18 protein-coding genes and 1 pseudogene are annotated in these 24,706 nt (G+C 71.6%); 7 read left to right on the top strand and 12 right to left on the bottom strand.

The window, feature by feature from the left end; genetic code table 11:
- The first annotated feature begins 4 nt into the window (after positions 1-4).
- The 5 genes from ACZ7EG_RS28940 (at position 5) to ACZ7EG_RS28920 (ending at position 6,709) form a co-directional block, all read left to right on the top strand.
- The gene (locus ACZ7EG_RS28940) at positions 5-298 is read left to right on the top strand and encodes a DUF503 domain-containing protein (protein ID WP_471085064.1); all 294 of its coding nucleotides are present in this window, start codon (positions 5-7) and stop codon (positions 296-298) included.
- 32 nt (positions 299-330) lie between these two features.
- Positions 331-783, top strand: coding sequence for a 30S ribosome-binding factor RbfA (gene rbfA / locus ACZ7EG_RS28935; protein WP_471085061.1), 453 nt, complete (start codon positions 331-333; stop codon positions 781-783).
- A complete protein-coding gene (gene truB, locus ACZ7EG_RS28930) occupies positions 780-1,685 on the top strand; it encodes a tRNA pseudouridine(55) synthase TruB (RefSeq protein WP_471085058.1) in 906 nt (301 codons plus the stop codon). The genes rbfA and truB overlap by 4 nt, the downstream gene beginning before the upstream one ends.
- A gap of 255 nt (positions 1,686-1,940) precedes the next feature.
- On the top strand, positions 1,941-5,585 hold the full coding sequence (locus ACZ7EG_RS28925; protein WP_471085055.1) for a trypsin-like peptidase domain-containing protein: 3,645 nt from the start codon (positions 1,941-1,943) through the stop codon (positions 5,583-5,585).
- A gap of 170 nt (positions 5,586-5,755) precedes the next feature.
- Positions 5,756-6,709, top strand: a complete 954-nt coding sequence (locus tag ACZ7EG_RS28920) for a bifunctional riboflavin kinase/FAD synthetase (RefSeq protein WP_471085052.1) — start codon at positions 5,756-5,758, stop codon at positions 6,707-6,709.
- Positions 6,710-6,791: 82 nt separating this feature from the next.
- Here ACZ7EG_RS28920 and ACZ7EG_RS28915 read toward each other — a convergent pair whose 3' ends face one another.
- The 9 genes and pseudogenes from ACZ7EG_RS28915 to eccE all read right to left on the bottom strand — a co-directional run bounded on the left by ACZ7EG_RS28915 (position 6,792) and on the right by eccE (position 19,556).
- Entirely contained in the window at positions 6,792-7,802 is a 1,011-nt protein-coding gene (locus tag ACZ7EG_RS28915; protein ID WP_471085050.1) for an ABC transporter ATP-binding protein, read from the bottom strand.
- Entirely contained in the window at positions 7,799-8,890 is a 1,092-nt protein-coding gene (locus tag ACZ7EG_RS28910; protein WP_471085047.1) for an ABC transporter ATP-binding protein, read from the bottom strand. The genes ACZ7EG_RS28915 and ACZ7EG_RS28910 overlap by 4 nt, the downstream gene beginning before the upstream one ends.
- Positions 8,887-9,801: an ABC transporter permease gene (locus ACZ7EG_RS28905; protein WP_471085044.1), complete on the bottom strand. Its 915-nt coding sequence runs from the start codon at positions 9,799-9,801 to the stop codon at positions 8,887-8,889. Before ACZ7EG_RS28905 ends, ACZ7EG_RS28910 begins: the two co-directional genes overlap by 4 nt.
- Complete coding sequence (locus ACZ7EG_RS28900; protein ID WP_471085041.1) at positions 9,798-10,844, bottom strand: ABC transporter permease; 1,047 nt, start codon at positions 10,842-10,844, stop codon at positions 9,798-9,800. Before ACZ7EG_RS28900 ends, ACZ7EG_RS28905 begins: the two co-directional genes overlap by 4 nt.
- Positions 10,845-10,862: 18 nt before the next feature.
- Positions 10,863-12,716, bottom strand: coding sequence for an ABC transporter substrate-binding protein (locus ACZ7EG_RS28895; RefSeq protein ID WP_471085038.1), 1,854 nt, complete (start codon positions 12,714-12,716; stop codon positions 10,863-10,865).
- Between the two features lie 295 nt (positions 12,717-13,011).
- Positions 13,012-16,149, bottom strand: a complete 3,138-nt coding sequence (locus ACZ7EG_RS28890; protein WP_471085697.1) for a nucleotide-binding protein — start codon at positions 16,147-16,149, stop codon at positions 13,012-13,014.
- Between the two features lie 831 nt (positions 16,150-16,980).
- Positions 16,981-17,061, bottom strand: a pseudogene (locus ACZ7EG_RS28885) (SCO5717 family growth-regulating ATPase); the annotation flags it as partial.
- Positions 17,062-17,454: 393 nt separating this feature from the next.
- Positions 17,455-18,228 carry a hypothetical protein gene (locus ACZ7EG_RS28880; protein ID WP_471085035.1) on the bottom strand — a complete coding sequence of 258 codons (774 nt, stop codon included), beginning with the start codon at positions 18,226-18,228 and terminating at the stop codon, positions 17,455-17,457.
- Entirely contained in the window at positions 18,228-19,556 is a 1,329-nt protein-coding gene (eccE, locus tag ACZ7EG_RS28875; protein ID WP_471085032.1) for a type VII secretion protein EccE, read from the bottom strand. Before eccE ends, ACZ7EG_RS28880 begins: the two co-directional genes overlap by 1 nt.
- Before the next feature lie 202 nt (positions 19,557-19,758).
- Here eccE and eccB point away from each other — a divergent pair, with 202 nt between their 5' ends.
- On the top strand, positions 19,759-21,294 hold the full coding sequence (gene eccB / locus ACZ7EG_RS28870) for a type VII secretion protein EccB (RefSeq protein ID WP_471085029.1): 1,536 nt from the start codon (positions 19,759-19,761) through the stop codon (positions 21,292-21,294).
- A gap of 26 nt (positions 21,295-21,320) precedes the next feature.
- Positions 21,321-22,592 carry a type VII secretion-associated serine protease mycosin gene (gene mycP, locus ACZ7EG_RS28865; protein WP_471085026.1) on the top strand — a complete coding sequence of 424 codons (1,272 nt, stop codon included), beginning with the start codon at positions 21,321-21,323 and terminating at the stop codon, positions 22,590-22,592.
- Positions 22,593-22,936: 344 nt separating this feature from the next.
- Here mycP and ACZ7EG_RS28860 read toward each other — a convergent pair whose 3' ends face one another.
- From ACZ7EG_RS28860 to ACZ7EG_RS28850, 3 genes are all read right to left on the bottom strand, one after another.
- Positions 22,937-23,284, bottom strand: a complete 348-nt coding sequence (locus ACZ7EG_RS28860; RefSeq protein WP_356235567.1) for a DUF4333 domain-containing protein — start codon at positions 23,282-23,284, stop codon at positions 22,937-22,939.
- Between the two features lie 349 nt (positions 23,285-23,633).
- Complete coding sequence (locus tag ACZ7EG_RS28855; protein WP_356235569.1) at positions 23,634-24,146, bottom strand: hypothetical protein; 513 nt, start codon at positions 24,144-24,146, stop codon at positions 23,634-23,636.
- A gap of 58 nt (positions 24,147-24,204) precedes the next feature.
- The gene (locus ACZ7EG_RS28850) at positions 24,205-24,702 is read right to left on the bottom strand and encodes a hypothetical protein (protein WP_471085023.1); all 498 of its coding nucleotides are present in this window, start codon (positions 24,700-24,702) and stop codon (positions 24,205-24,207) included.
- Between the last annotated feature and the right edge of the window lie 4 nt (positions 24,703-24,706).

Below are 24,706 nucleotides of genomic sequence, written 5' to 3'. Positions count from 1 at the left end.
ACACATGTATGTGGGGACTCTGTCCTTCGATCTGCTCCTCGGCGACGTCCACTCGCTCAAGGAAAAACGCTCTGTCGTCCGTCCGATCGTGGCCGAACTCCAGCGCAAGTACGGGGTGAGCGCGGCGGAGACGGGTCACCAGGACCTCCACCGCAGGGCCGAGATCGGGCTCGCGATGGTCTCGGGGGAGACCGGGCACCTCACCGACGTACTGGACCGCTGTGAGCGGCTCGTCGCCGGGCGGCCCGAAGTCGAACTGCTCTCGGTTCGACGCAGGCTCCACAGCGACGAAGACTGAAGCAACAAGAAAGCACTTAAGGAGACGGACCAGTGGCCGACAACGCGCGCGCCAAAAGGCTGGCGGACCTCATCCGAGAGGTGGTGGCCCAGAAGCTGCAGCGCGGGATCAAGGACCCGCGGCTCGGCTCGCACGTCACCATCACGGACACCCGGGTCACGGGTGACCTCAGGGAGGCGACCGTCTTCTACACGGTGTACGGGGACGACGAGGAGCGCGTGGCGGCCGCAGCCGGCCTGGAGAGCGCCAAGGGCGTCCTGCGCTCCGAGGTGGGCCGGGCCGCCGGTGTGAAGTTCACGCCGACCCTGACCTTCGTCATGGACGCCCTGCCGGACAACGCCCGCACGATCGAGGACCTCCTCGACAAGGCGCGCCAGTCCGACGAGAAGGTGCGCGAGGCGTCCGCCGGCGCCAAGTACGCCGGCGACGCCGACCCGTACCGCAAGCCCGACGAGGACGACGAGACGGACGACAGCGCCGAATGACCCAGAAGCACACCACGCCCGACGGCCTTGTCATCGTCGACAAGCCGTCGGGCTTCACTTCGCACGACGTCGTCGCCAAGATGCGCGGCATCGCCAGGACGCGACGCGTCGGGCACGCCGGCACCCTCGACCCGATGGCGACGGGCGTCCTCGTCCTCGGCGTCGAGAAGGCCACCAAGCTCCTCGGCCACCTCGCGCTGACCGAGAAGGAGTACCTGGGCACCATCCGGCTCGGGCAGAACACCCTCACGGACGACGCCGAGGGGGAGATCACCTCCTCCGTGGACGCTTCCAAGGTCACCCGCGACGCCATCGACGCCGGCATCGCCGCGCTGACCGGCGCCATCATGCAGGTGCCCTCCAAGGTCAGCGCCATCAAGATCAACGGCGTGCGGTCGTACAAGCGGGCCCGCGAGGGCGAGGAGTTCGAGATCCCGGCCCGGCCGGTCACGGTCTCGTCCTTCGGCGTGTACGACGTCCGGGACGCCGTCGCCGACGACGGCACGGCCGTCCTCGACCTGGTCGTCTCGGTCGTCTGCTCCTCCGGTACCTACATCCGGGCCCTGGCCCGCGACTTGGGCGCCGGTCTGGGGGTCGGCGGTCACCTCACCGCCCTGCGCCGCACCCGCGTCGGCCCCTACAAGCTGGACGCGGCCCGCACGCTCGACCAGCTCCAGCAGGAGCTGACCGTGATGCCGATGGCCGAGGCCGCCGCTGCCGCCTTCCCCCGGTGGGACGTCGACGCCCGGCGGGCCAAGCTGCTCACCAACGGCGTCCGGCTGGAGATGCCCGAGACGTACGCGGGCTCCGGTCCCGTCGCCGTCTTCGACCCGGAGGGCCGCTTCCTCGCGCTCGTCGAGGAGCAGCGGGGCAAGGCCAGGAGTCTGGCCGTCTTCGCCTGACCGCTCGGGGATCGGGTGTCCGCCCGTGGAGCGGCGGCCACGGGTACCGCCACTGCCGCCGCTCCACGGTCCCCCCTCGGTTCCCCCACCCCTAGGGTTATCCAGCCGCCCCTGTTCCTTCACCCGTTTGTGCGGGCGCTCGGAGTGAACCAGGGGAGCGGAAGGGGGCGCTTTCACAGAGCGATCTGTCCCGCTGATCATCCCGCCCCTACTGTCGAACACGAGGGCACGGGTGTACGGCGGGGAGGCTCGACGATGGCGTCGCGGAACCGGTCCCGGGAGACGGACGACAGCTCACAAGGCTCTCCCGACCGCCCCGGAACAGCAGGGCACGCGGGCGGGGTGATCCCCGGCCCCGGGACGGCAGGGCACGAGGAGGGGGCGGTCCCCGGTCTCGGGACAGCAGGGCACGCGGGCGGGGTGATCCCCGGCCCCGGGACGGCAGGGCACGAGGAGGGGGCGGTCCCCGGTCTCGGGACAGCAGGGCACGCGGGAGGGGCGATCCCCGGCCCCGGGACGGCAGGGCACGAGGAGGGGGCGGTCCCCGACGACCGTCTCGTCCGTATCCACGACCTGGCCGGCCGCCCCCGCGGCACCGGCTTCCTGGCCGACCACCACGGCACGCTGATCACCAGCCACGAGGCCGTCGACGGCCTGCCCCGGATCGTGCTGCACGGGGCCGGTGGCCGCCGCCGGATCGTGTCCGCCGACGCGGTCACCCCGCTGCCCGCGCTGGACCTGGCCCTCGTACGGACCGAGGGGCTCGGTGTGCCGCCGCTGCCCGTGACCGTGCGGGACGGAGCAGGGACCGGCACCTATGTGCGGATCGCCGCCGGAGGCTGGCGCGAGGCGCGGGTGCTGGGCCCGGCCTCCGTGACATACGCGGCCACGGACCGTTTCCACCGCCTCGACGACGCGCTCGAGCTGGCGGTGGGCACGGCGGGGCGGGACGCGTTGCGGCAGGGTGGCGGAGCGGCCGGCGGCCCCGTGCTCGACGCCGGGACCGGCGCCGTCGTCGGAGTCCTCGGCACCGCGCTCAGCTCCGGTCATCGCGACGTCGGGTTCGCCGTACCGCTGCGTGCGGGGGGCGCCGCAGCGGCGGGCCCGCTCGCCGGGCTGCTCGCCGAGAACGCCGCGACGGTCCCCGCCTTCGGGGCCGATCTGAACCTCGCCGGGGTGCTGGAACTGACCGGCGCATCGGTGGGCCTGGACGGTCCGCCCGGCGGGACGGGAGGCCCGGAGCCGGTCGAACGGGCAGGTGTGGCCGCCGAGTTCGACGCCTTCGCGGCAGGCGATGCGGCCGTCATCGGTCTCGTCGGGGCACCCGGCAGCGGTCGTACGACGGAACTCGCCGCGCTCGCCGCGCGCCGTGGCCGCAGCGGGCATCCCACGCTCTGGCTGCGCGGCTGCGACCTGCGGGACGACGACACATCGGTGGCGGACGCGGTCCGCAGGGCGCTGACCCGGGCCGTCCCCGTCGTGGCCGGCAAGCAGGCCCCGTCTCCGCCCTCCCTGCCCTCCCCGGCCGGCCCGGGGGACATGACACCCGAGCGCCTCGCCCGCCTCGCCGGCTCGCTCGGCAGGCCCCTGCTGCTCCTCCTGGACGCCCCCGAGGAGATGTCCCCGGCGGCGGCCCGCCGCTTGCCCGACTGGGCGGGCGGGACCCTGCGGTGGCTTCGGGAGACGGGAGCGCGGCTGGTGATGGCCTGCCGGCCGGAGTACTGGGAGGAGATGTCCCACCTGCTGGACCGTCCGGCGGGCGTACGACTGGGCGACCTCACCGAGGACGAGGCCCGGGAGGCCCGGCTGCGGTACGGCATCGCCGAGGGCGCCCTCGGCGGCACCGACGCCCGGCACCCCCTCACCCTGCGCATGCTCGCCGAGATCCGGGACGAGCTCACCGACGCGTCCGGAACGCCGGTCATGCTCGCCGGCCCCGTCGGCCGGGACGAGGTCTTCTCCGCCTACCTGGACCTGATGTCGCTGCGCATCGCCACCCGGCTGGCCACCGCCAACGGCCTGCACGGCACGGCCGTACGCCGGCTGGCGGCCAAGGTCGCCGGGCAGGTGCACGAGGCCGCCCGCCGCGGCCTCGGCCCTGGGCAGGGGGACCTGGACCGGGAGACGTTCGAGGCGGTGTTCCCGTGGGGCGTCGGGCCGGAACGGCTGGGCGGCTGCTCGGGCTGGGCGTCGGCCGTGCTCGCCGAGGGCCTGCTCGTACCGGCCGGGCCCGGCTACCGCTTCGCGCACGAGGGGCTCGCCGACTGGCTCCAGGGCATGCACCTCGACCTCGACGAGGCGCTGCACGCCCTCGTCCACCGCGGCGAGGACGCGCAGACCGACCCCGTGCCGCGTCACCGCATCGGGCCGGTGATCCAGGCCCTGCTGTGCCTCGCCCGCCAGCACGGCGCCGGTCACCTGGCCTCCCGTCTGGCGGACCTGGTGCAGGCGCTGGACGCCGACCCGCGGTCCTGGTGGGCCGTACGGCTGCTCGCCGGGACGCTGTCGGCCCTGCCCGACGCGGCACCGTACACGGACGTGCTGCGGCTGCTCGCCGACCGGATCGTGGCCTGGCGGCGGCAGGAGCGGCCCGTGCCGGAGGAGCTCGGGCCCCCCTTCTGGACCGGCGTACGGCTTCCGCTGGAGGTGCGCTGCGCACTGCTGCGGCGGCTGGTCCATGCCGACCGGCCGCCGTGCGAGGCCGGGCCCCGGTTCCTGGACGCCGTCGCCCAACTCCTCACCGCCGACCCCACCGCCGTGCAACCCCAGCTCGTCCGCTGGTTCGACGACGAGCAGCCGCTGCCCGCCACCCCGCACGCGACCGTGGCCACAGCCGCGCAGGTGCTGCTGCACACCCACCGCCACACCGCCCTGGACGATCTGGCGGACGTGCTCGTCGACCGCGCGCATCCACGGGCCGACGAACTGCTCGCGGTGCTCGCCGAGGAGGAGCCGTCGGCGGTGTGCCGCGCCGCCGACCGGTGGGCGCGCGACGAGCGGCCCGCGCGGCGGCGCGCCGCGGTGGCGCACGGACTGCGCGCCGCGCCGCACGTGAGCACGGGAGGCGACCGGGCTCTCCTGCGCTACGCGGCCCTCACCCTGCTCGCCCGCCCCGCCGACCGCGCCCTGCACGGCGGCGCGCTCGCCCTCCTCGTCCAGGATCCGCACACCCGGGCCCGCTACCTCCCGCGGGCGCTGGAGCACTTCGCGGCGGGCGACCCGCGGTTCTCGCCGGACGCGTTGGCCGGAGCCCTGCTGACCGACCCCGAGCCGGTCCTCGGGGCCTTCGCCGCCCGGCTGGAGCGGCCGGACGCGGAGGATGCGCTGCGGGCACTCGCCGACGCGACCCCGCCGGGCCTGGCCCGGCGGCTCGCCGCGCTGCTGTGCCGGGCGGCGAGCGGGCGGCCGGAACTCGCCGGGCAGGTGGCCGCGTACGCGGACCAGCGGCTCGACCGGGGCCCCGCCGCCCGGCCCGTGCTCCTACCGCTGGTCACCGGGCTGCTGGAGGACGGCGACGTGCGGCTGCGCTGCGCCCTCGCCGCCGTCCTCACCCCGCCCGGCATCCCCGCCTCGCGTCCGCTGCGCCGCGAACTGCGCGACATGCTCCTCGCCCGCGAGGACGACACCGACGTCCTGGACGCACTGCTGCATGCCGCCGCCCGCAACGGCGGCGACGACCTGCGCGACCTCGTCCACCGCGTCGGACTGCTGCTCGTGCGCACCCCTCAGGGCGCCACCCGCTTCGATCGCGCCCTGGTCGACCTGGGCCGGCACGTGCCCGGCTTCGCCGCCCGCGCGGCCGTCTGGCTGGCCGACGCGCCCGGGGAATGGGCGGCGCTGGTCGGGCCCAGTTCCCACCGGATGATCGAGAACCTGGCGGGCGTCGGCGTCCCCGTGTGACCGGCCTTCCGGGGCCGAGGCCGCAGTACGGTGTCGTGCGCCCTGTCACAGCCCCTATGCCGATGCGGGCAGGAGGAACCCGGCATGGCACCCTTAGACCTGCGCACGAGGCAACCACGGACAACCGACCGGACACGGGTTCGACGAGTTTTCGACAAGGAGCAGGCACAGTGCAGCGCTGGCGTGGCTTGGAGGACATCCCCCAGGACTGGGGGCGCAGCGTCGTCACCATCGGCTCCTACGACGGAGTGCACCGCGGTCACCAGCTGATCATCCGGCATGCCGTGGACCGCGCCCGGGAACTGGGCGTGCCCGCCGTCGTCGTGACCTTCGACCCGCACCCCAGCGAGGTCGTCCGCCCCGGCAGCCACCCGCCGCTGCTCGCCCCGCACCACCGCCGCGCCGAACTCATGGCGGACCTGGGCGTGGACGCGGTGCTCATCCTCCCCTTCACGACCGAGTTCTCGAAGCTGTCCCCGGCCGACTTCGTCGTCAAGGTCCTGGTGGACAAGCTGCACGCCAAGGCCGTCGTCGAGGGCCCCAACTTCCGCTTCGGCCACAAGGCCGCCGGAAACGTGGAGTTCCTGTCCACGCAGGGCAAGACCTACGACTTCGAGGTCGAGGTCGTCGACCTGTACGTGACAGGTGAGGCGGGCGGCGGGGAGCCGTTCTCCTCCACGCTGACGCGGCGGCTGGTCGCCGAGGGCGACGTCCAGGGCGCGGCGGAGATCCTGGGACGTCCGCACCGGGTGGAAGGCATCGTCGTCCGGGGCGCCCAGCGCGGACGCGAACTGGGTTTCCCGACCGCGAACGTCGAGACGCTGCCGCACACGGCCATTCCGGCCGACGGTGTGTACGCCGGCTGGCTGCACGCCCAGGGCGAGGCGATGCCGGCGGCGATCTCCGTCGGGACGAATCCGCAGTTCGAGGGGACCGAACGGACGGTGGAGGCGTACGCCATCGACCGGGTGGGGCTCGATCTGTACGGGTTGCATGTCGCGGTCGACTTCCTGGCGTTCGTGCGGGGGCAGGCGAAGTTCGAGACGCTCGATGCGCTGTTGGTCCAGATGGGGCAGGACGTCGAGAAGTGCAGGGAGTTGGTGGCGACCGAGGGGGCTGCCTAGTCTCCTTGTTGGCCGTCTGCGTGTGCTTTGTGGCTTGTCGCGCCCACGCGGCGGAGCCGCACATCATTACAGCCCCACGCCCCTAAGGGCGATGCAGAGCTGCCCAGTGACACGCCACCTGCGATTCTCCGCCCCCGCCCAACACCGGCAGGTCCTGGCCCCTGCACGCGCCCGCCACGCCCGCCCGTTCCGCCTCGCCGCCCGCCAGGACCTGGCAGCGCACGTGGAAGCGGCAGCCTGACGGGACGCTGGACGGGTCCGGAGGTTCACCCGTGAGGACAACCGGGTCACCCGGAGCCTCCGGGAGGACGGACAGAAGCGCCTGGGTGTAGGGATGCCGAGGTGCCGTCAAGACCTGCTCCACCGCGCCCGTCTCCACGATCCGGCCCAGGTACATCACGGCGACCCGGTCGGCGATGTTCCATGCCAGGCCCAGGTCGTGCGTGACGACCACGGCGGACAGGCCCAGTTCGGTGCGCAGTCGTAGCAACAGGGCGAGGATCTCGCCGCGTACCGAGGCGTCGAGGGATGCCACCGGTTCGTCGGCGACGAGGAGTTCGGGCTCCAGGACGAGCGCGCCGGCGATGACCACCCGCTGGCGCTGCCCGCCGGACAGTTCGTGCGGGTAGCGCAGGAAGAAGCGCTCCGGGGGGCGCAGTCCGGCCCGGGACAGGGCCTCGGCGACCGCGGTGCGTTCGTCGCCGCCGTGGCCGTGGATGCGCAGGCCCTCGGCGACCGCGCCGTACACCGTGTGGCGGGGGTTGAGGGAGCCGCTCGGGTCCTGCAGGACCAGCTGGACGCGTTTGCGGTAGGCCTTGAGGGACCGGCCGGAGTACTCCAGCGGGCGGCCGTCGAAGGTGACCCGGCCCGCCGTCGGTGCGACCAGGCCGAGCAGACTGCGCGCCAGGGTCGTCTTGCCGCAGCCGGACTCGCCGACCAGCGCGACGATCTCGCCGGGGTGGATGTCGAGGTCGACGCCGTCCACCGCCCGGGCCCGGGGGCCGCCGTGCCGTCCGGGGAAGGTGACGTGCAGGCCCCGGGCGCTCAGCAGCGGGGCCGTGGTGACCTCGGGGGCCGTGGGAGATGTGGTCATGGCGTGCTGCGCCTCGCTTCCTCCAGGGCCTCCGGGCCGCCGGCCGACCGCTCCTCAAGGGCTCCCGGTCCGTCGGCCGGGCCCTTCTCCCGGCCCCCGGATCCCGCCGTCGCGCGCTCTGGCCGGGCCTCTGCTCCCGGCGGCCCGGCCAGCACACACGCCGCCCGCCGCTCCGGCCCCGCCGCCCGCAGCACCGGGTCCTCTTCGGAACACGACTCCAGCGCCACCGGACACCGGGGATGGAACGTGCACCCCGACGGCAGCGCTGCCGGGTCCGGAGGGTCGCCCGCGAGCCCCTGCGGCGCGAACCGGGACGCCGGGTCGCCGATGCGCGGGAACGCCGCCGACAGGGCCCGGGCGTACGGGTGCCGGGCGTCCTCGTACACCTGCCGGGCGGGGCCCTCCTCGACCACCCGGCCCGCGTACATCACCGCGAGCCGGTCGCAGGTGTCGGCGAGGACGGCGAGGTCGTGGCTGATCATGATCAGGCCGAGATCCTGGTCCGCGACCAGCTGCTCGATGAGCCGGAGGATCTGGGCCTGGATCATCACGTCGAGCGCGGTGGTCGGCTCGTCGGCGATGATCAGCCGCGGGTCGCAGGCCAGGGCCATGGCGATCATGACGCGCTGGCGCTGCCCGCCGGACAGCTCGTGCGGGTAGGCGTCCGCGCGGGCGGCCGGCAGCCCGACCTGCTCCAGCAGCTCGCCGGTCTTCCTCTTCGCCCCGGCGGCGGTGGCCTTCCGGTGCAGCAGGATCGGCTCGGCGATCTGGTCGCCGACGCGGTGCACCGCGTTGAGGGAGTGCATCGCGCCCTGGAAGACGATGGAGGCCCCGGCCCACCGGACCGCCCGGACCCGGCCCCACTTCATGGTCAGCACGTCCTCGCCGTCGAGGAGCACCTCCCCGGTGATCCGGGCGCCCGCCGGCAGCAGCCGCAGCAGGGCCAGCGCCAGCGTCGACTTGCCGCAGCCGGACTCGCCGGCCAGGCCGAGCTTCCGGCCCGCGTCCAGCCGCAGATCCACCCCACGCACGGCGGCCGCCCCGCCCGCGTACGTCACCGTCAGGTTCCTGACGTCGAGCAGACTCAACGCGACACCCCCAGCCTGGGGTTGAGGACCGACTCCACGGCCCGCCCGCACAGCGTGAACGCCAGCGCCACCACGGCGATGGCGATGCCCGGCGGCACCAGGTACCACCAGTCCCCGGCACTGACCGCGCCCGCCTCCCGGGCGTCCTGGAGCAGCCCGCCCCACGACACGACCGTGGGGTCGCCCAGGCCGAGGAAGGCGAGCGTCGCCTCGGCGAGGATGGCCGAGGAGATGATCAAGGTCGTCTGGGCCAGCACCAGCGGCATGACATTGGGCAGGACGTGCCGGGACATGATGTGCCAGTGGCCCCCGCCGAGCGCCTTCGCCCGCTCGATGTACGGCCGGGTCTCCACCGCCAGGGTCTGGGCGCGCACCAGCCGGGCCGTGGTCGGCCAGGTGGTGACGCCGATCGCCACGACGGTCGTGGTCAGCGAGCGGGACATCACGGTCGCCAGGGCGATCGCGAGCACCAGTGTCGGCATGACCAGGAACCAGTCGGTGATCCGCATCATCACCGTCGCGTACCAGCCCTTGAAGTGCCCCGCCGTCCCCCCGATCAGGGTGCCGATCGCCACCGACAGCACGGCGGCGAGGAGCCCGACCAGCAGCGACACCCGCGAACCCCAGATCACCAGGCCCAGCAGGTCCCGGCCGAACTGGTCGGTGCCGAGCGGGAACTCGGCGCTCGGGCTCTGCATCGGACGCCCCGGCGCATCGGTCACGCTGCTCACGTCGGACCCGACGAACAGCGGTGCGAACAGCGCCAGCAGCGCGCACAGCGACAGCGCCGTCAGCCCGTACAGCCCCGCGCGCTGGGAGCGGTACTGCCGCCAGAAGCGGGCGACGGACGCCCGGCGTCGCTGCCGGGCGAGGGCGCGCGGGCTCGGGACCGTCCCGGTCGTCGTCGTCATCGGGCCACCCGGGGGTCCAGTAGCGGATAGACCAGGTCGGCGAGGGTGTTCATCAGGATCACCGCGGCGGCGAACACGAAGAACAGGCCCTGTACCAGCGGCAGATCGGGCACGCTCAGCGCCTGGTAGAACAGCCCGCCGAGGCCCGGCCAGGAGAACACCGTCTCCACGAGGATCACGCCCGCCACCGTCCGGCCGAGGTTGATGAAGATCAGCGTCACGGTCGGCAGCAGCGCGTTCGGCACGGCATGGCGACGGCGTACGAGGTCGTCGCGCAGCCCCTTGGCCCGCGCGGTCGTCAGATAGTCGCTGCCCATCTCGTCCAGCAGCGCCGAGCGCGTGACCAGCAGCGTCTGCCCGTACTCCACGGCCACCAGCGTCACCACCGGCAGCACCAGATGGTGCGCCACGTCCAGGACGTACGCCAAGCCCTCCTCCCCGCCCGACTCCATGCCGCCGGTCGGGAACATGCCGGGCAGCGGGCCGATGCCCACCGACAGCACGATGATCAACAGCAGTCCCAGCCAGAAGGACGGGATGGAGTACAACGTCAGCGCGAGGCCCGTGTTGAGGCGGTCGCCCAGCTTGCCGTGCCGCCACGCCGAGCGCGTGCCGAGGAAGATCCCAAGAGCCGTGTAGAGGACGAACGCCGTCCCGGTGAGCAGCAGGGTGTTCGGCAGCGCCTCGGTGATCTTGTCGATGACGGGGGCGCGGAACTGGTACGACGTCCCGAAGTCACCCGTGAGCGCCTTGCCGCAGTAGTCGGTGAACTGCCGCCACAACGGCAGGTCGAGCCCGAACTCCTCACGATAGGCCGCCAGCTGCTCCGCCGACACCTGACGGCCGCCCGTCATGGTCTTCACCGGGTCGCCCGGGATCAGCCGGAAGAGGAAGAAGCTGGTCACGAGCACGGCCAGCAGCGAGACGGCGGCACCGGCCACCTTGCCCGCCAGGTACCGCGGGTACGCCGAGCTCTGGCGTACCCGCGGCCCGGCCGCTTTCTGCTCGTCCTCGACCAGCGCGGGGGTCGCGTCAGCGGTCATCAGTACCCGCTCGCCGCCCTACTCGCGTTCCTCGGCGGTGGCCCGCCGCCGCATCGCCGCGAAGGCGCCCAGCCCGGCCAGGACCAGGACACCCGCGACGACCCCGACCACGACCCCCGTCGACGACGCGTTGTCGGAGGAGCCGCCGGAGTCCGCGGGCACCGCCGACCACCAGCTCCAGTAGCCGTCCTGGCCGTAGATGTTGCCCGCCTTCGCCGGCATGGTCGTGATCGACTTGATCTGGTCCGTCCGGAAGGCCTCGACCGCGTTCGGATACGCCATGACGTTCATGTACCCGAGGTCGTACAGCCGCGACTCCATCTGCTTGACGATGTCCGCCCGTTTGGCGGGGTCGTACTCGGTGAGCTGCCGGGCGTAGAGCTCGTCGTACTTCCTGTCGCAGATGAAGTTGTCCGTCGCACCCGTGTCCTTCGGGGTCGCCGGAAGCGCCCCGCAGGTGTGGATGGACAGCACGAAGTCCGGGTCGGGGTTGACCGACCAGCCGTCGAACGCCAGGTCGTACTTGCCGGCGAGCCACGGGTCGGTCACGTTGTCCAGGCAGTTGAGCTCGACGCCGATGCCGAGTTCGCCCCACCACTCCTGGAGGTACTTGCCGACCGCCTTGTCGTTCGGGTCGGTGGCGTGGCACAGCACGCGGTAGGTGATCGGCTTGCCGTCCTTGCCGACGCGTTTGCCGTCGCCGTTCTTCTTGTACCCTGCCTGGTCGAGCAGCCGGGCGGCCACGGCCGGGTCGTACGCCAGTTTCCGGCTCGCGGAGGGCTTCCAGAAGTAGTCCTGGAAGCGGGGCGGGATGTAACCCTCGCCCTCGACGGCGTGGCCCCGGAACACCTTGTCGATGATGGCCTCACGGTCGACGGCCCGGAACAGCGCGTGGCGCACCCGCTGATCCAGCAGGGAGGGGTGACCGTCGCCGAACTTCTCGCCGTTCTTCGCCTTCGCGCCCGGGTTGGTGGCGAGGGCGTAGAAGCGGCGGCCCGGGGCGTCGTTGACCTGGATGTCGTCCGCGCCCTTCAGCGACTCCGCCTGAGCGGGTGTCAGGGACGGGGACCCGGCGACGAAGGACACCTCGCCCTTGCGCAGCGCCGACACGGCCGCGTCCTGGTCCTTGTAGTAGCGGAAGACCAGCTCGTCGAACTTCGGCGAGCCCCGCCAGAAGCTCTTGTTGGCCTTGAGCCGGACATGGCTGTCGGCCTTGTAGCCGCTGAGCACGAACGGCCCGTTCCCCACCACGGGGAAACTCTTGTCGTTGTTGAACTCGGAGAAGTCCGAGACCTTCTCCCACACGTGCTTCGGCACGATCGGCACGTCGAGCGCGGCCATCGTGGCCTGCGGCTTCTTCAGCTCGATGACCAGCTTGGCGGGGCTCGGGGCCGTCACCTTCTTGAAGTTCCCGACGTAGCTGCCGTTCGCCGTGGCCGCGCCGGTGTCGGTCATCATCTTGTTGAACGTCCACGCCGCGTCCTCGGCGGTGGCCTGCTGCCCGTCCGACCACTTGGAGTTGTCGCGGATCGTGTAGGTCCAGGTCAGCTTGTCCGCCGACGGCTCCCACTTGGTGGCCAGGCCCGGGATCGCGTGGTTGTCCTTGGGGTCGTAGTTGGTCAGGTACTCGTACATGAGCCGGTGGATGCTCGTGCTGAGCAGCCGGACCGCCAGGAACGGGCTGAGCGAGTCCACGCTCTGCGCCACCGCGACGGTCAGCACCTTCTTGCCGTCGTCGGCCGCCCGGGCCTGCCGGGGCGCCGGGTCGAGCGGGGTCGCGAGACCGGCGGTGAGGGTGAGCGCGGCCGCCCCGGCCAGGGCGACGAGCCGGAGGCCGTGCGGGAGGCTGCGTTTCTGATCGTTCGTGCCCATGGTCGGACCTCACGTCATCGCTCGGACGGGAAGGACGGGTTGATCAGCTGTCAGATGCGTGATGTGTGTGTACCAGCGGCCCTCTCCACCGTCAACGGCACATTCACCCCTTGTGGCCTGCGGAAATAACGAATTGGCGAGCTTTCCGCACTCATTGGTCGAGACCACTGACGCGCCCCTGGCCAGGGCCTGGCAACGGAATTGGCCCCTGAACGCGCCGAGGCCCGCGCCGAGTCGAAGCGGCGCGGGCCCGAAGGGGATCGGCCCCTGAGAAGAGGCCGATCGGGTGAGGCGATTACTGCGTCGGAGGCGGGGGCGGCGGGGTCTGCCCGTCCGGCTGGGCCGGGTGACCCGGCTGCCCGGGCTGGGGGTAGCCGTAGCCCGGCTCCCCGGACTGGGGGTAGCCGTAGCCCGGCTGCGGGGGAGCGGCCGGGGGCTGACCGGGCTGGGGGTACGGCTGCCCGGGGTGGGCCACCGGTTGCTCCGGCTGCTGCCACGACTGCCCCTGTTGTCCCGGCTGGGGGTAGGCGGCCTGCGGGTACGGCTGCCCGGGCTGGGCCGGGGTGGGGCCCGGCTGGGCATGAGGCTGCCCGGGCTGCGGGTACGGCTGGCCGGGCTGGGCGTACGGCTGCCCGGGCTGAGGCTGCTGGGGGTACGCGCCCGGCTGGCCGGGGACCTGCTGGCCGGGGACCGGCTGCTGCTGACCGGGGTGGGCAGGCCCGCCCGGCTGGGGGGAGGGCTGACCCGGCTGGGCATAGGGCTGACCGGGCACGGGCTGACCCGGCTGGGCGTACGGCTGACCGGGCATGGCGTGGCCGGGCATCGGCGGGGCCGCGACCGGCGGCGGGTTGCCGTCGGACGTCCACAGGCCGTGCGCCTGCTGGTGGCGGATGAAGTCCTCGGCGACCATCGCCGTGAGGTTGAAGTACGCCTCCCGCACCTTCGGCCGCATCATGTCGAGGTCGACCTCGGCACCGGCGGCCAGATGCTCGTCGAAGGGCACGACGACAACGCCCCGGCAACGGGTCTCGAAGTGCGTCACGATGTCCTCGACCTTGATCATCTTGCCGGTCTCGCGGACCCCGGAGATGACGGTGATGGACCGCGAGACGAGGTCGGCGTATCCGTGCGCGGACAGCCAGTCCAGCGTCGTGCTCGCACTGCTCGCACCGTCCACGGACGGCGTCGAGATGATGATGAGCTGGTCGGCGAGGTCCAGCACACCGCGCATGGCGCTGTACAGCAGACCGGTACCGGAGTCGGTGAGGATCACCGGGTACTGCTTGCCCAGCACGTCGATCGCGCGCCGGTAGTCCTCGTCGTTGAAGGTCGTGGACACGGCCGGGTCGACGTCGTTGGCGATGATCTCCAGGCCGGAGGGCGCCTGCGACGTGAACCGCCGGATGTCCATGTACGAGTTGAGGTACGGGATCGCCTGGACGAGGTCACGGATGGTGGCCCCGGTCTCGCGCCGCACCCGGCGCCCGAGGGTGCCGGCGTCCGGGTTGGCGTCGATCGCGAGGATCTTGTCCTGCCGCTCGGTGGCGAGCGTGGAGCCGAGCGCGGTGGTCGTGGTCGTCTTGCCGACACCGCCCTTGAGGCTGATCACCGCGATCCGGTAGCAGGACAGCACGGGCGTGCGGATCAGGTCGAGCTTGCGCTGCCGCTCGGCCTCCTCCTTCTTGCCGCCGATCTTGAACCGACCGCCACCGGCCGCCGGACGGCTGCTCTTCGCCTTCTGCTTCTTGCTGTTGAGCAGCCGGTCGGACGACAACTCCACGGCAGCGGTGTAACCGAGCGGGGCGACGCCGGGGTTGGTCGGCTGCCGCTGGTCGTGCTGCATGGGCTGCGGCCAAGCGGCCCCGGTACGGGGGTCCACGGGCTGCTGCGGCGGTGGGCCCGGCTGCGGCTGCGGCTGCCCGGACGGGTCGGGCTGCGAGGACGGGCCTTCGAGGTGGGGCTGGGCCTGCGGGGGGATGTGCGGCTGCGGCTGGGCCTGCGGGTGCGGCGGCTGCGCGCCGGGGTGCGGGAAGCCGTAGCCGCCTTGCGGGGTGGGCGGGGTGACCTGCTGGGGGAAGCCGTAGCCGCCCTGGGCCTCGGGCATGGGGGCCGGCGCGCTCTGGGGCTGCTGAACCGGAGGCTGCTGGGCGTCCGGGGTCGGAGCGCCCGGCTGGGGGAAGCCATAGCCGCCTTGCGGGGCAGGCGGGGCAGTGGGCGGGGTGCCCTGTTGCGGGAAGCCGTAGCCGCCCTGGGGGTTGGGCGCGGCAGGGGTGGGTGCGCCGGGGTGCGGAAAGCCGTAGGAGCCCTGCGGAGCGGGCGGGGCAGCAGGCGGGGCAGTGGGCGGAGTGCCCTGCTGCGGGAAGCCGTAGCCGCCGGGCTGCGGTGTGGGCTGGGCGGGCGGCTGGCTGGGCGGCGTGGGCGCGGCAGGCTGGTTCCACGCGGCGGGCGCGGGCTGCGGCGCCTGCGGCTGGAACGGCGGCTGCTGTGCCGGCACGGAGGGCTGCGGCGGCACCGGGGGCTGTCCCTGTGCGGCCGTCGGCTGCGGCTGAGCGGGCGTGTTCGGGTCCGAGGGCTGCGCCGACGGCTGCTGCTGTGGTTGGGCGGGCCACTCGTTCGCCGGGGCCGGAGCGGCCGGCTGGTACGACGGCGGCAGCGGCGGTACGCCCAGCGGGGGAGGGGGAGTGACGTCGGACGGCGTGCCGTGTGAGGCGTCGGGGGAGGCCGGGACGGGCGGTGCGGCCGGTGCGGCGTCCTCAGGCCCGCTCTGCGCGGGAGCGCTGTCGGCGGGGGGCGCGTCGGCCGGCTCGGCAGCGGGCGCCACCGAGTCCTCGTCCCCGCGTTCGGCCCCGGCCGGTACCGTTTCCACGGGCTCGTCCGAGCCGGGCAGCACGTGCTTGGACGGTGCGTCTTCGGACGTCAGGCCCTCGGGCTGTGCGTCGTCGGGCTTAACCTCGTCGGTCCGCGTGTCCTCGATCCGCACCTGCTCGGCGTCAGCCCCGTCGGCCTTGGCGTCCGAGGACTGCGCGTCTTCCGGCTCGGCGTCCTGGGGCTCGGTGTCCTCGGTGTCTGCACCCTGCGGCTCGAGGGCCCCGGCGGCCACGTCCTCCGCTTCGGGCCGCGTGGTCTCTGACTCGGTTTCAGCGAGCGGTGGCGGCACGTCGGTGAAGGAGTTCACGTCGAGCGCGTAATCCGAAACCGCGGCCGAGTCGTCCACCTCCACAGGGGGAGCGGCGTCCTCCGCGTCGTCGGCAGGGACTCCGCCACCGGTGTCGTCGGCGTCCTTCGCCTCCTTCGCCTCGGTCGCCTCGGTCGCCTCGGTCACCGAGGTGACCTCGGGTGCGTCGGTGGTTTCGGGGGCATCGGGCGCGGAAGCCGCCTCCGCCGCGGCACGCTCCTCGATCTCACGCTTCAGGGCGACGGCGGAGAAGCGCATGGTGGCACCGCTCTCCAGATCGCCGTTCTCCGGCTCCGCGGCGTCATCGGAAGCCGCCGCGGCCGAAGCCTCCGGAGCGCTCGAAGCCTCGGCAGTGGCCGGAGCCGTCGGAGCGGCAGGCGGAGTCATCGGAGCGGCAGGCGGAGTCGCCGGAGTCTCGGGAACGGCCGGGGCCTGGGGCGGAGCCGGCGGCGTCCACTGCGACTGATACCCACCGACGGGGATGTGCGGCACGGCCGTAGGAGAGGCCGCATCTCCCGCGGGTGCCTCGGCCTGCCCCGGAGACTGGTCCCCGTGCGGCGACCCCTGCGGCTCGAACCCGCTCCCCATCGGAAGCCTGGGCACGGCCGAAGGGCCCCCCGAAGAGGGCGCGGGCGGCACCGGCGGCGCGAAGGGTGCACTTGGCGCGGGCGCGGGAGGCGTGAACGGGGCGCCCGGAGCGGGAGCCGGCGCGGGAGGAGTGAAGGGCGCCCCGGGTGCCGGAGCCGGTGCGGAGGGCTGCCCCGGCAGAGAGGTCGGCAGGGACGAGGGCCCACCGGAAGGATTGGCATGCGCCGGCCGAGTCAGCCCGGGCAGCGGCGGCACGGGCCCGTTCGGCGCGGTGGGGCCTCCGGGCACCCCGGCGGCCCCAGCGGCTCCGGAGCCGCCGGGCACACCGGCAGCATCGTCCGCCCCGGAGCCGCCGGGCACACCGGAAGCCCCCGGCCCGGAACCGGGCGTCCCCGAAGCACTGGTGTCCTCAGACGTCCCCTGCCTCGAGGACGAACGCCCCGAGGCGTTCTGCGTGTACCAGGCGGGCGGCGCATAGTCGATGGTGAACTCACCCGTCGTCTCGACCGCGGACTCCGCGTCGGTCTGGTCATCGCCGGGTGTCGCCCAGCCCCCGCGGATCCCGTCCCGATCGCTGCTCACAGTTCCTCCTGGTGTGGTCGAGCACCCTCATGCCGTGCTGGGGCGACCATTGCTTGTCGTCCTTGGTCGTTCGAGGCAGTTCCGGGTAGTACGACCCACCGGCTCTCCCCCCTGGGATGCCGACGCCCGGTCCACGGTTCAGGCGTCGCGCCCGGTCCCAGCCTAATCACCACAAGCCCCACCCCGGCAGGCCCGTCCGCCCCTTCGCGTTCGTCCGACGCGTCACATGTCACGGGTATCCGCTGCACCTGCTTGCCAAATTCAGCAATAAAACGGTCAATAGTGGGCGTTGTGCTGCGATCAAGACCGAAGGGAGGACGGTGTCACCGGCAACGCCAGGTAACTTCGTCCGGATACACCCACCGATACAGCCCCGAGATGCGCCCCCGCCCTTCAGTCCACGCGGCGCGCGGCCCCCAGCAATCCCGTCTCGGCGTCCGTCGGTTGGGTCATCACGTACTGCCGGTCACGGTCCGCGCACCACAGGGTCACCCCGTCAGGCAGCGCGGGCAGCGCCTCCACGTCTCTCCGGGGCAGTGTCATCGCGCGGCCCAGTTCCATCGCCTCGTCCGGCGAGATCCGCTGCACGCCGACCAGCCCCGCCTGCCGGATGAGCCGTGGTGCGACCGGACTCAGATACGGCAGTAGCGTCAGCACCGACTGCCACGGCCCGGACACCACCCGCCCCCGCGGGGGCCGCATACCGCAGTCTCGGACCACCAGCACGGGCGTCCCGGCTGAAGCACCTTGCGGCGGTACCCGTCCTACCTCGAACACCGCCAGCCCGTTCTGCCCACCGCCCATGGCGTGCACCATCTGCCCCCAGGCGTGTGGCCGTCCGGTCTCGACGGCCACACGGGCACCCGTGGCCGCCGCGCGCAGCGCGAGGATTTGGGCCATCCACAGGCCGCCGATGAGCACGATGTCGTACGGCGTCGGGCGGTTCACACCAAGGACGGCAGGCTGGCCCTCGGTGCCCACGCCGACGAGAACGCCGTCGTCGCCTATGGGCAGGGACAGCGTGTCGAGCTGCTCCGCGGGCAAGACGTGTCTCGGATGGCGGGGGCCCAGCAGTCCGAATCCGGTACGCAGCCGCTCCTTGAGTCCGGCGGTACCGGGCTCCTCGGAGGTGATCTGCGACGGTGCGGTCGATGCCCTCGTGGCCATCAGCGGGCACCTCCGAGCGGCAAAGTGGCCAGAACACCGGGGAGTTGTTCACGGTCCAGGCGGGTGAGTCCCGTTTTGGCCTGCCGCGCCGCATGCTCCAGAGAGCGGCGCGCACTGGCCAGTTCGTCGCCGCTGCGGCCGGTGATCCGTACGTGTCCGGCCACTGTCACGTCCTGCTGCTCACCCCGGGCCAGCGTCAGGCTGAAGGTGATGGCGAGCGCGGGAACCGCGGTCAGCAGTGCCACCAGCTGAGCCAACGCCGTTCCCTGACCGCCCAGTTGAGGCCACCGTCGCACCCAGTACGTGGTGTGCCGGCGGTTGTCGCAGCGCCAACTGCGGCTGGACTCCTCGGTCCGCCGCTGCGGCCCCTCACCCCGCTCGGCCTGGGCGGTCACCATCGGGTTGGCGCAGGCGGAGGTGGCGATCGCCGAGGTCAGCTCCTCCTCGGTGAGCACGTTGACCTGGAACCCGGCGCCGGTGAGCCGACTCGACAGGTGCTCCGCCGCCCGGGTCAGGCACTTCTGCACCCCCCGCAACCCGCCGCCCCGCGCGGCGACGGCCTCCGGGCACAGCTCGGGATCGAGCTTCAGCGCGATCCAGATCAGGCGCACGGCGGGCGAGTCGGTCTGGGACTGCAGGAGCGCGTAGTTGGTCACCACGACCGACTCCTGCGGAAGATGCAGAGCGGGCGCGGGTTGCGTGTGCACCACGATCTGCGCCGACTCGAGCCGTATCCCGTCGACTTCGAGGGTGTCCCGTACCAAGGCGAGGGGCAGCGGCTTGAGGCCGCCGTCGGCGCGCAGCGCACTGGCGTCGGCCTCCACCTGGAGCACCGCGGTGAGGAAGCCCCCGTCGCCCACCATGCCGATCGGCCGCTGATCGCGGTCGTCGCCGCGGCTGTAGCTGTACGTTCGCAAATTCGGATCGCATTCCACTGCGGGCACGAGGCCGGCCTCGGTCCCCGCCGGTACCCGCGCACCCGCAGCCTTCCGTCTCCGGGCCCGCAGTGCCAGCAGGGTGCCCAGCCACTCCGGCAGGGAGTGACCACGGCGTCGAACGACGGCGAGCATCACGAGCGCGGTGGCGAGCACCGCGGCCGGCACCAGAGCCACCGGGCCGATGACCCAGCCGCACACCACGAGCGCGGCCGCCAGCTCCAGCAGGACCAGCCGTTGCACCGCGAAGGATCCCCCGCGGCCCGATCGCGACTTGAGATGAGGTGTCACGGACCCAGCGGGAGACGCCTGGCGGCGGGCATCCGCCCGGCGCTCGCCACCCGATCGCGACCTCGATTGCGATCGCGACCGGGCCCGCGTTGCGGAAGCCATCACTTCAAAACCCCCGAACTCTCCCGAAAGACCTTTGCCCCTGGGCTTGCAAGGCTTGAGCACCCTACCCGCGGCACGAGCACGACCTCGAAACAGGCATAGTAGGTGGCGGGTCTGACAGTTGAGGCACCAGAGGCAACAGGGGCGGGGACGGATCTCCATAGGTCCCTCACAACTCCGCACGGGGAGAGAGCGGACACGGATGGCATCACGGCGCGATGAACTCAACGCCTACACCTTCGCGAAGCGCCGTACGCTCGCATCCTATCTACGGCCGTCCCCCTCGGGCTCGGAGGAAGGGGCGCCCAAGCCGCTGAGCGCGGTGTGGCCCGGACTGGTCGTCGGTGTGGTGGTCCTGGCGGTGTTCGGCGGGATCGGCGTGTTCAAGCCGAAGGCTCCCCCGGAGTGGGACACCCCCGGGGAGCACGTCATCGTCGCGAGCGACTCGACCACCCGATACGTCGTGCTGAAGACGGGCAAGCAGAAGCAGCTGCATCCGGTCCTGAACATGGCCTCCGCCAAACTTCTCCTGGACCCCGACAAGAGCAGCGTCATCACCGTTGACGAGAAGATCCTCGACAGCGGCAAACCCCCGCACGGCGCGACGATCGGCATCCCTTACGCCCCCGACCGCCTGCCTACCCCCGACGTGGCCGAGAAGGCCAAGCGCTGGGCGGTCTGCGAGCGTCCCGGCGAAGGGGGACGGGCCATCCAGAAGGCGGCGTTCGTCTTCGCCGAGAAGGAGTTCGGCAGGACGGACGGCAAGAACAAGCTCACCGGCAACGAGTTGATGTACGTCGTCGGGCCGGACGAGAAGACGCAGTACATGGTGGACGCCCGGGGGACGGCCTACAAGATTCAGGACACCACCGACACCGAGCTGCTCAGGTCCCTCGACACCCAGGGGCGCAAACCGCAGCGGGTGTCCCAGGAGTGGCTGGACACCCTGCACAAGGGTGACCCGCTCTCCATGCCGACGGTCGCGGGCACCCCCGGCGCCCGGGCGAACGCGGGCCTCCCCGAGCAGTTCGACAAGGTCGGTGAGGTCGTCAAGTCTCCCGACGGATCGCGGATGCAGTACTACGTGGTGCAGCAGGGTGGCGTGGCCGAGATTTCCGAGTTCGTCGCCACACTGCTGCTCAACAGCGCCGACCTCGTCGCCGTCGGACAGGCGGGCGAGGCGCAGCAGGTGGCCCCCGCCGCGGTCGCCCAGAGCACGCCCTTCAAGACCGAGCGGAACACCTGGCCGCTGCTCAAGCCCAAGACGGTCAACGACGGCTCCAGCGCCACCTCCGGCCGCAACACCGTCTGCAACGTCCTGCTCTCGGTGGGCACGACGGGCGACGTCAAGGGGAGGACGACCCTGTCCACCTGGGTGGGCACCGACTTCCCCACCACGCTGCCCACCGGCTCCTCCAGCGGTTACGTGACCGCCGGCTCCGGCCAGCTCTACCGCCAGTTCCAGGGCACGGAGATCACGGCCGGCGGTGTCTTCCTGGTCACCGACACCGGTCTGCGCTACGCCCTCCAGTCCAACAGCGACAGCGCCACCGAGGACCAGGGCATCGGCACCTCCGCCAAGCAGAAGGAGCAGGAGCTCCAGGAGGCCAAGATCGCCCAGACCCGGCTCGGCTACGAGAAGGTGAACCCCAGGCCCGTCCCCGTGGAGTGGTCGACGTTCCTGCCGACCGGCCCCCGCCTGTCGGAGTCGGCGGCGCGACAGCCGCAGGGTTCCTGATGGCGGGATTGGAGGAGAACGAAGCCATGCTGAAGGCGAGAACGTCGGTGGTCCCGGGACAGGGCAGGAGGACCGTGGCCCTGGCCGCCGCCACGGCGGTCGTGGCCAGCGTCTCGGTCGTGGGCCTCTCCGCCCCGGTGGCCCGGGCGGACGACGGGCAGTGCACGTTCCCGTCGAAGAAGTACGCGGGCCGCCCCTGGGCCCTCCAACGCGTCAATCTCGATGCGCTGTGGGCGATCTCCACAGGCAAGGATGTCGATGTGGCCGTCATCGACACCGGGGTCGACATCAAGAACCCCCAGCTCACCAAGGCCGTGGATGTCTCCAAGGGGATGAACAACCTCCCCCCGAAGAACCTCAAGGGCGAGAAGGTCGAGCGCGGCAGCGGCAAGGGCATCGACGACAGCGTCGGCCACGGCACGCGCGTGGCCGGCATCATCGCGGCCCGCCCGGCCAAGGGCACCGCCTTCGTGGGCCTGGCCCCGGACGCGAAGATCATCCCGATCAAGCAGAACAACGCGGAGGGGGACGGCACGGCGGGCACCCTGGCCGCGGCAATCCGTTACGCGGTCAGGGCAGGTGCGGAAGTCATCAACATCTCCCAGGACACGGCCAAGGCCCTCAAGCCCGACTCGGACCTGGAGCAAGCGGTCAAGGAAGCCCTCGCACAGAGGGTCGTGGTCGTCGCCTCCGCCGGCAACGACGGCCTCGGCGGCAAGGTGCAGATCACCTACCCGGCGTCGTACAAGGGCGTCCTGGCGGTCGCGGCCTCCGACCGCAACAACGAGCGGGCCTCCTTCTCGCAATCGGGCGATTTCGTAGGAGTCGCCGCGCCCGGTGTCGACATGATCTCCACGGTCCCGCTGGGCGGCCACTGCTCCGACAACGGCACCAGCTTCTCGGCCCCGTACGTCGCGGGCGTGGCGGCCCTCCTGAAGTCCAAGTACCCCGACTGGACGGCCCAGCAGGTCGTCGCCCAGATCGAACAGACCGCGGAACGCTCCATCCCCGGCCACGACCGCCTCGTCGGCTGGGGCGTCGTCGACCCGGTCAAGGCGCTCACGAACGTGGACCCGCAACACCCCGTCGAGTCCCCCCGCGCGGCAAACGGCGTGACAAGGGCGGAGGCCCCGTCCGTCACCCCGATCCACTTCGGCGAGACGGCCGAGGAACGCAACACCCGCTTGGCGTCCTACGTCGTCGTCGGCGCCCTGGTCGCGGTGGCCGGCCTGAGCGGCGCGGCGGTGGCGGTACGGGATGCGCGGAGGAAGCAGGCGGGGGTGGGCGCGCAGGGGTGACGCACTGGCCCAGACCAGCTCGCCATTGGCAGGCACCGTAATGCAGCCGACGTCGCAGTCGACGTCGACTGAGGGCGTGAGTTCGGAATGGGCGGGACCAGGTCGTTTTCGTGCCCGATCTGTCGCCGAGCTCCCGAAATGCGGCAGCGGTCCTCCATGCAAACGACCAGGACGATTGCAAAGTCCCGTACCACCGGTCGCGGCCGCAAGAAGGCCCAGGGAGTGCAGGCCCTGCTGACCGTCACGAACCTTGGCGTCGACTCCCGATACTGCCTGACCTGATCGTGATCCGAAGACGGCGGTCCGCAACCGGATGGCGCTTGTCTGCCGGAGCGCGGCAGCCCCTACTTCGGCGCAGGAGAAGGCGTCTCGTCGACCTGGAAGTCGAAGTTGATCTGGTCTCCGTCGACGGAGGTCACCTTGACTGTCACGCCCAACGTGCTGTCATCGCCCGCTGTGAGAGTGCATCGGGTAGTGGTACCCACCTTGGCGGCGAGGTCCTCCGGGCACGCGACCTCCGGCTTCGGCCGGCCGGTCGTGGCTGCGAGCTTCTCAGCGAGGAGGGTTGCCAGCTTGCCCGAAGACATGCTGGGCGTGGATGTCCCGACGTCGACCGACGCCGAGCAGCCCACGAGCAGCGCGCCGACAGCCACGGCCGAGCAACTCCAAGTCGCTGTGGACAGACGGGGCATGACGGGCTCCATTCCTGGTGATCAAAATGACGTCAGAAGCATACTTGCTGGACGGGAGCGGTAAGCGCCGCAGTTGCTTCACGCGCACAAGCTCTTCGTCACTCCGCACATCAAACAGAGGGGACTTATCGTACGTTGGGCAGGAATGGGCAACTGGTAGAGCTCTTACGGGTATCTTCCGGGGCTTTCGAGGAGTCGTTCTCCGAAGTTCTTGAATGATTCATCGACTGATGACGAGGAGAACGGTTGTGGGCTGTCGAGTAATTAACGGCAGGCGCACCAAGCTCGGTAATTGCGGAGGAATGGCCAGCGCGAGGGCGAACCTGGACGGTGGGCGGGACCGCCAACCTCACAGCTTGCCGATGAGCACACCGCGCCACGTCCAGCCCGACTTGAGGACGACATCCTCCAGAGGATTGCGCAAGTCCGCGGCGTTAAACCTGAAGGTCTCCGTAGCTTCAAGGCGTCCGTCGTTCCGGCGTTCCACCCTGTAGTTGCGAGACACCGTTTTGTCGGGGCCACGCGAGTACGAACCAGAGATCTGGAGCCGCGGTGGATTCCCGACCCGGGTGACCTCCCACCCTTCCTCAATAACGCGCACCTCCCGATCCTTCTGGACCAGGCGCATCCTGATGCGGACGGCACGCGTCAATTGGGACTCGACAAAAAAGGTCTGCCAAGCAGGTTCCGCCATCCGCCACTCCGCCACGAGATCGGCGCCCTCTGCGGAACCTCCGCGGATGACGTACGGAACGTCGGGCCGGTTGAGGCCAAGCAAAGCTGTCCGCACCTCGTCGACCGAGCACGGCGCTACACCGACCTCGGGATGTTTGGTTCCGGTCAGCTTGTCGAAGAGTCCCATGCGGTCAACCTATGAGGGCAGGGTCGGGGGTGCAAGATTGGCAGTTGGATGCAGTGCGCTACGAAGCCGCGCGTGTATCCGGCCGTACTGTGCGCACGAAGTCCTGAAAATCACTTAGGACGAAGGGGTATTGCGACGCGGTGGTCGTCAGTACCAAGCGGACAACCGCGCGTTTGCGAGGGTCGGCGATGTCCAGCATGGACAGGTACACCTGAGCCTGGACGAGGTCACGGGACACCCCACCGACAACAGCCGAGATAGCCAGCGTCTGCGTGAATCCGGGGGCGTCCTCCGAGCCGATCTCGCGGCGGCTGGTGACCTCAACCGCCGTGGCGGCTTGAGTCAAGCGTTCCACGGACCCGTCGGCGATCTTGGACAGCGGCGTCGCATCCGGGCGGTACTCACCGTCGATCGCGATGTTCGTGGTGAATCCGGCATCAGGCTGTGGGTACCGCGCAATGAACGCGGCATCCGGGGCGCCGGCTTCGTCCGGCGGGGCGGCGCGCCAACCCTCCGGTAGCTCGAACTGGATAGGTACAGGCAGGGTCGTAGCCATCTCA

It is taken from the genome of Streptomyces sp. NPDC037100 (assembly GCF_055606225.1).
This window is presented reverse-complemented; position numbering and strand designations above follow the sequence as displayed.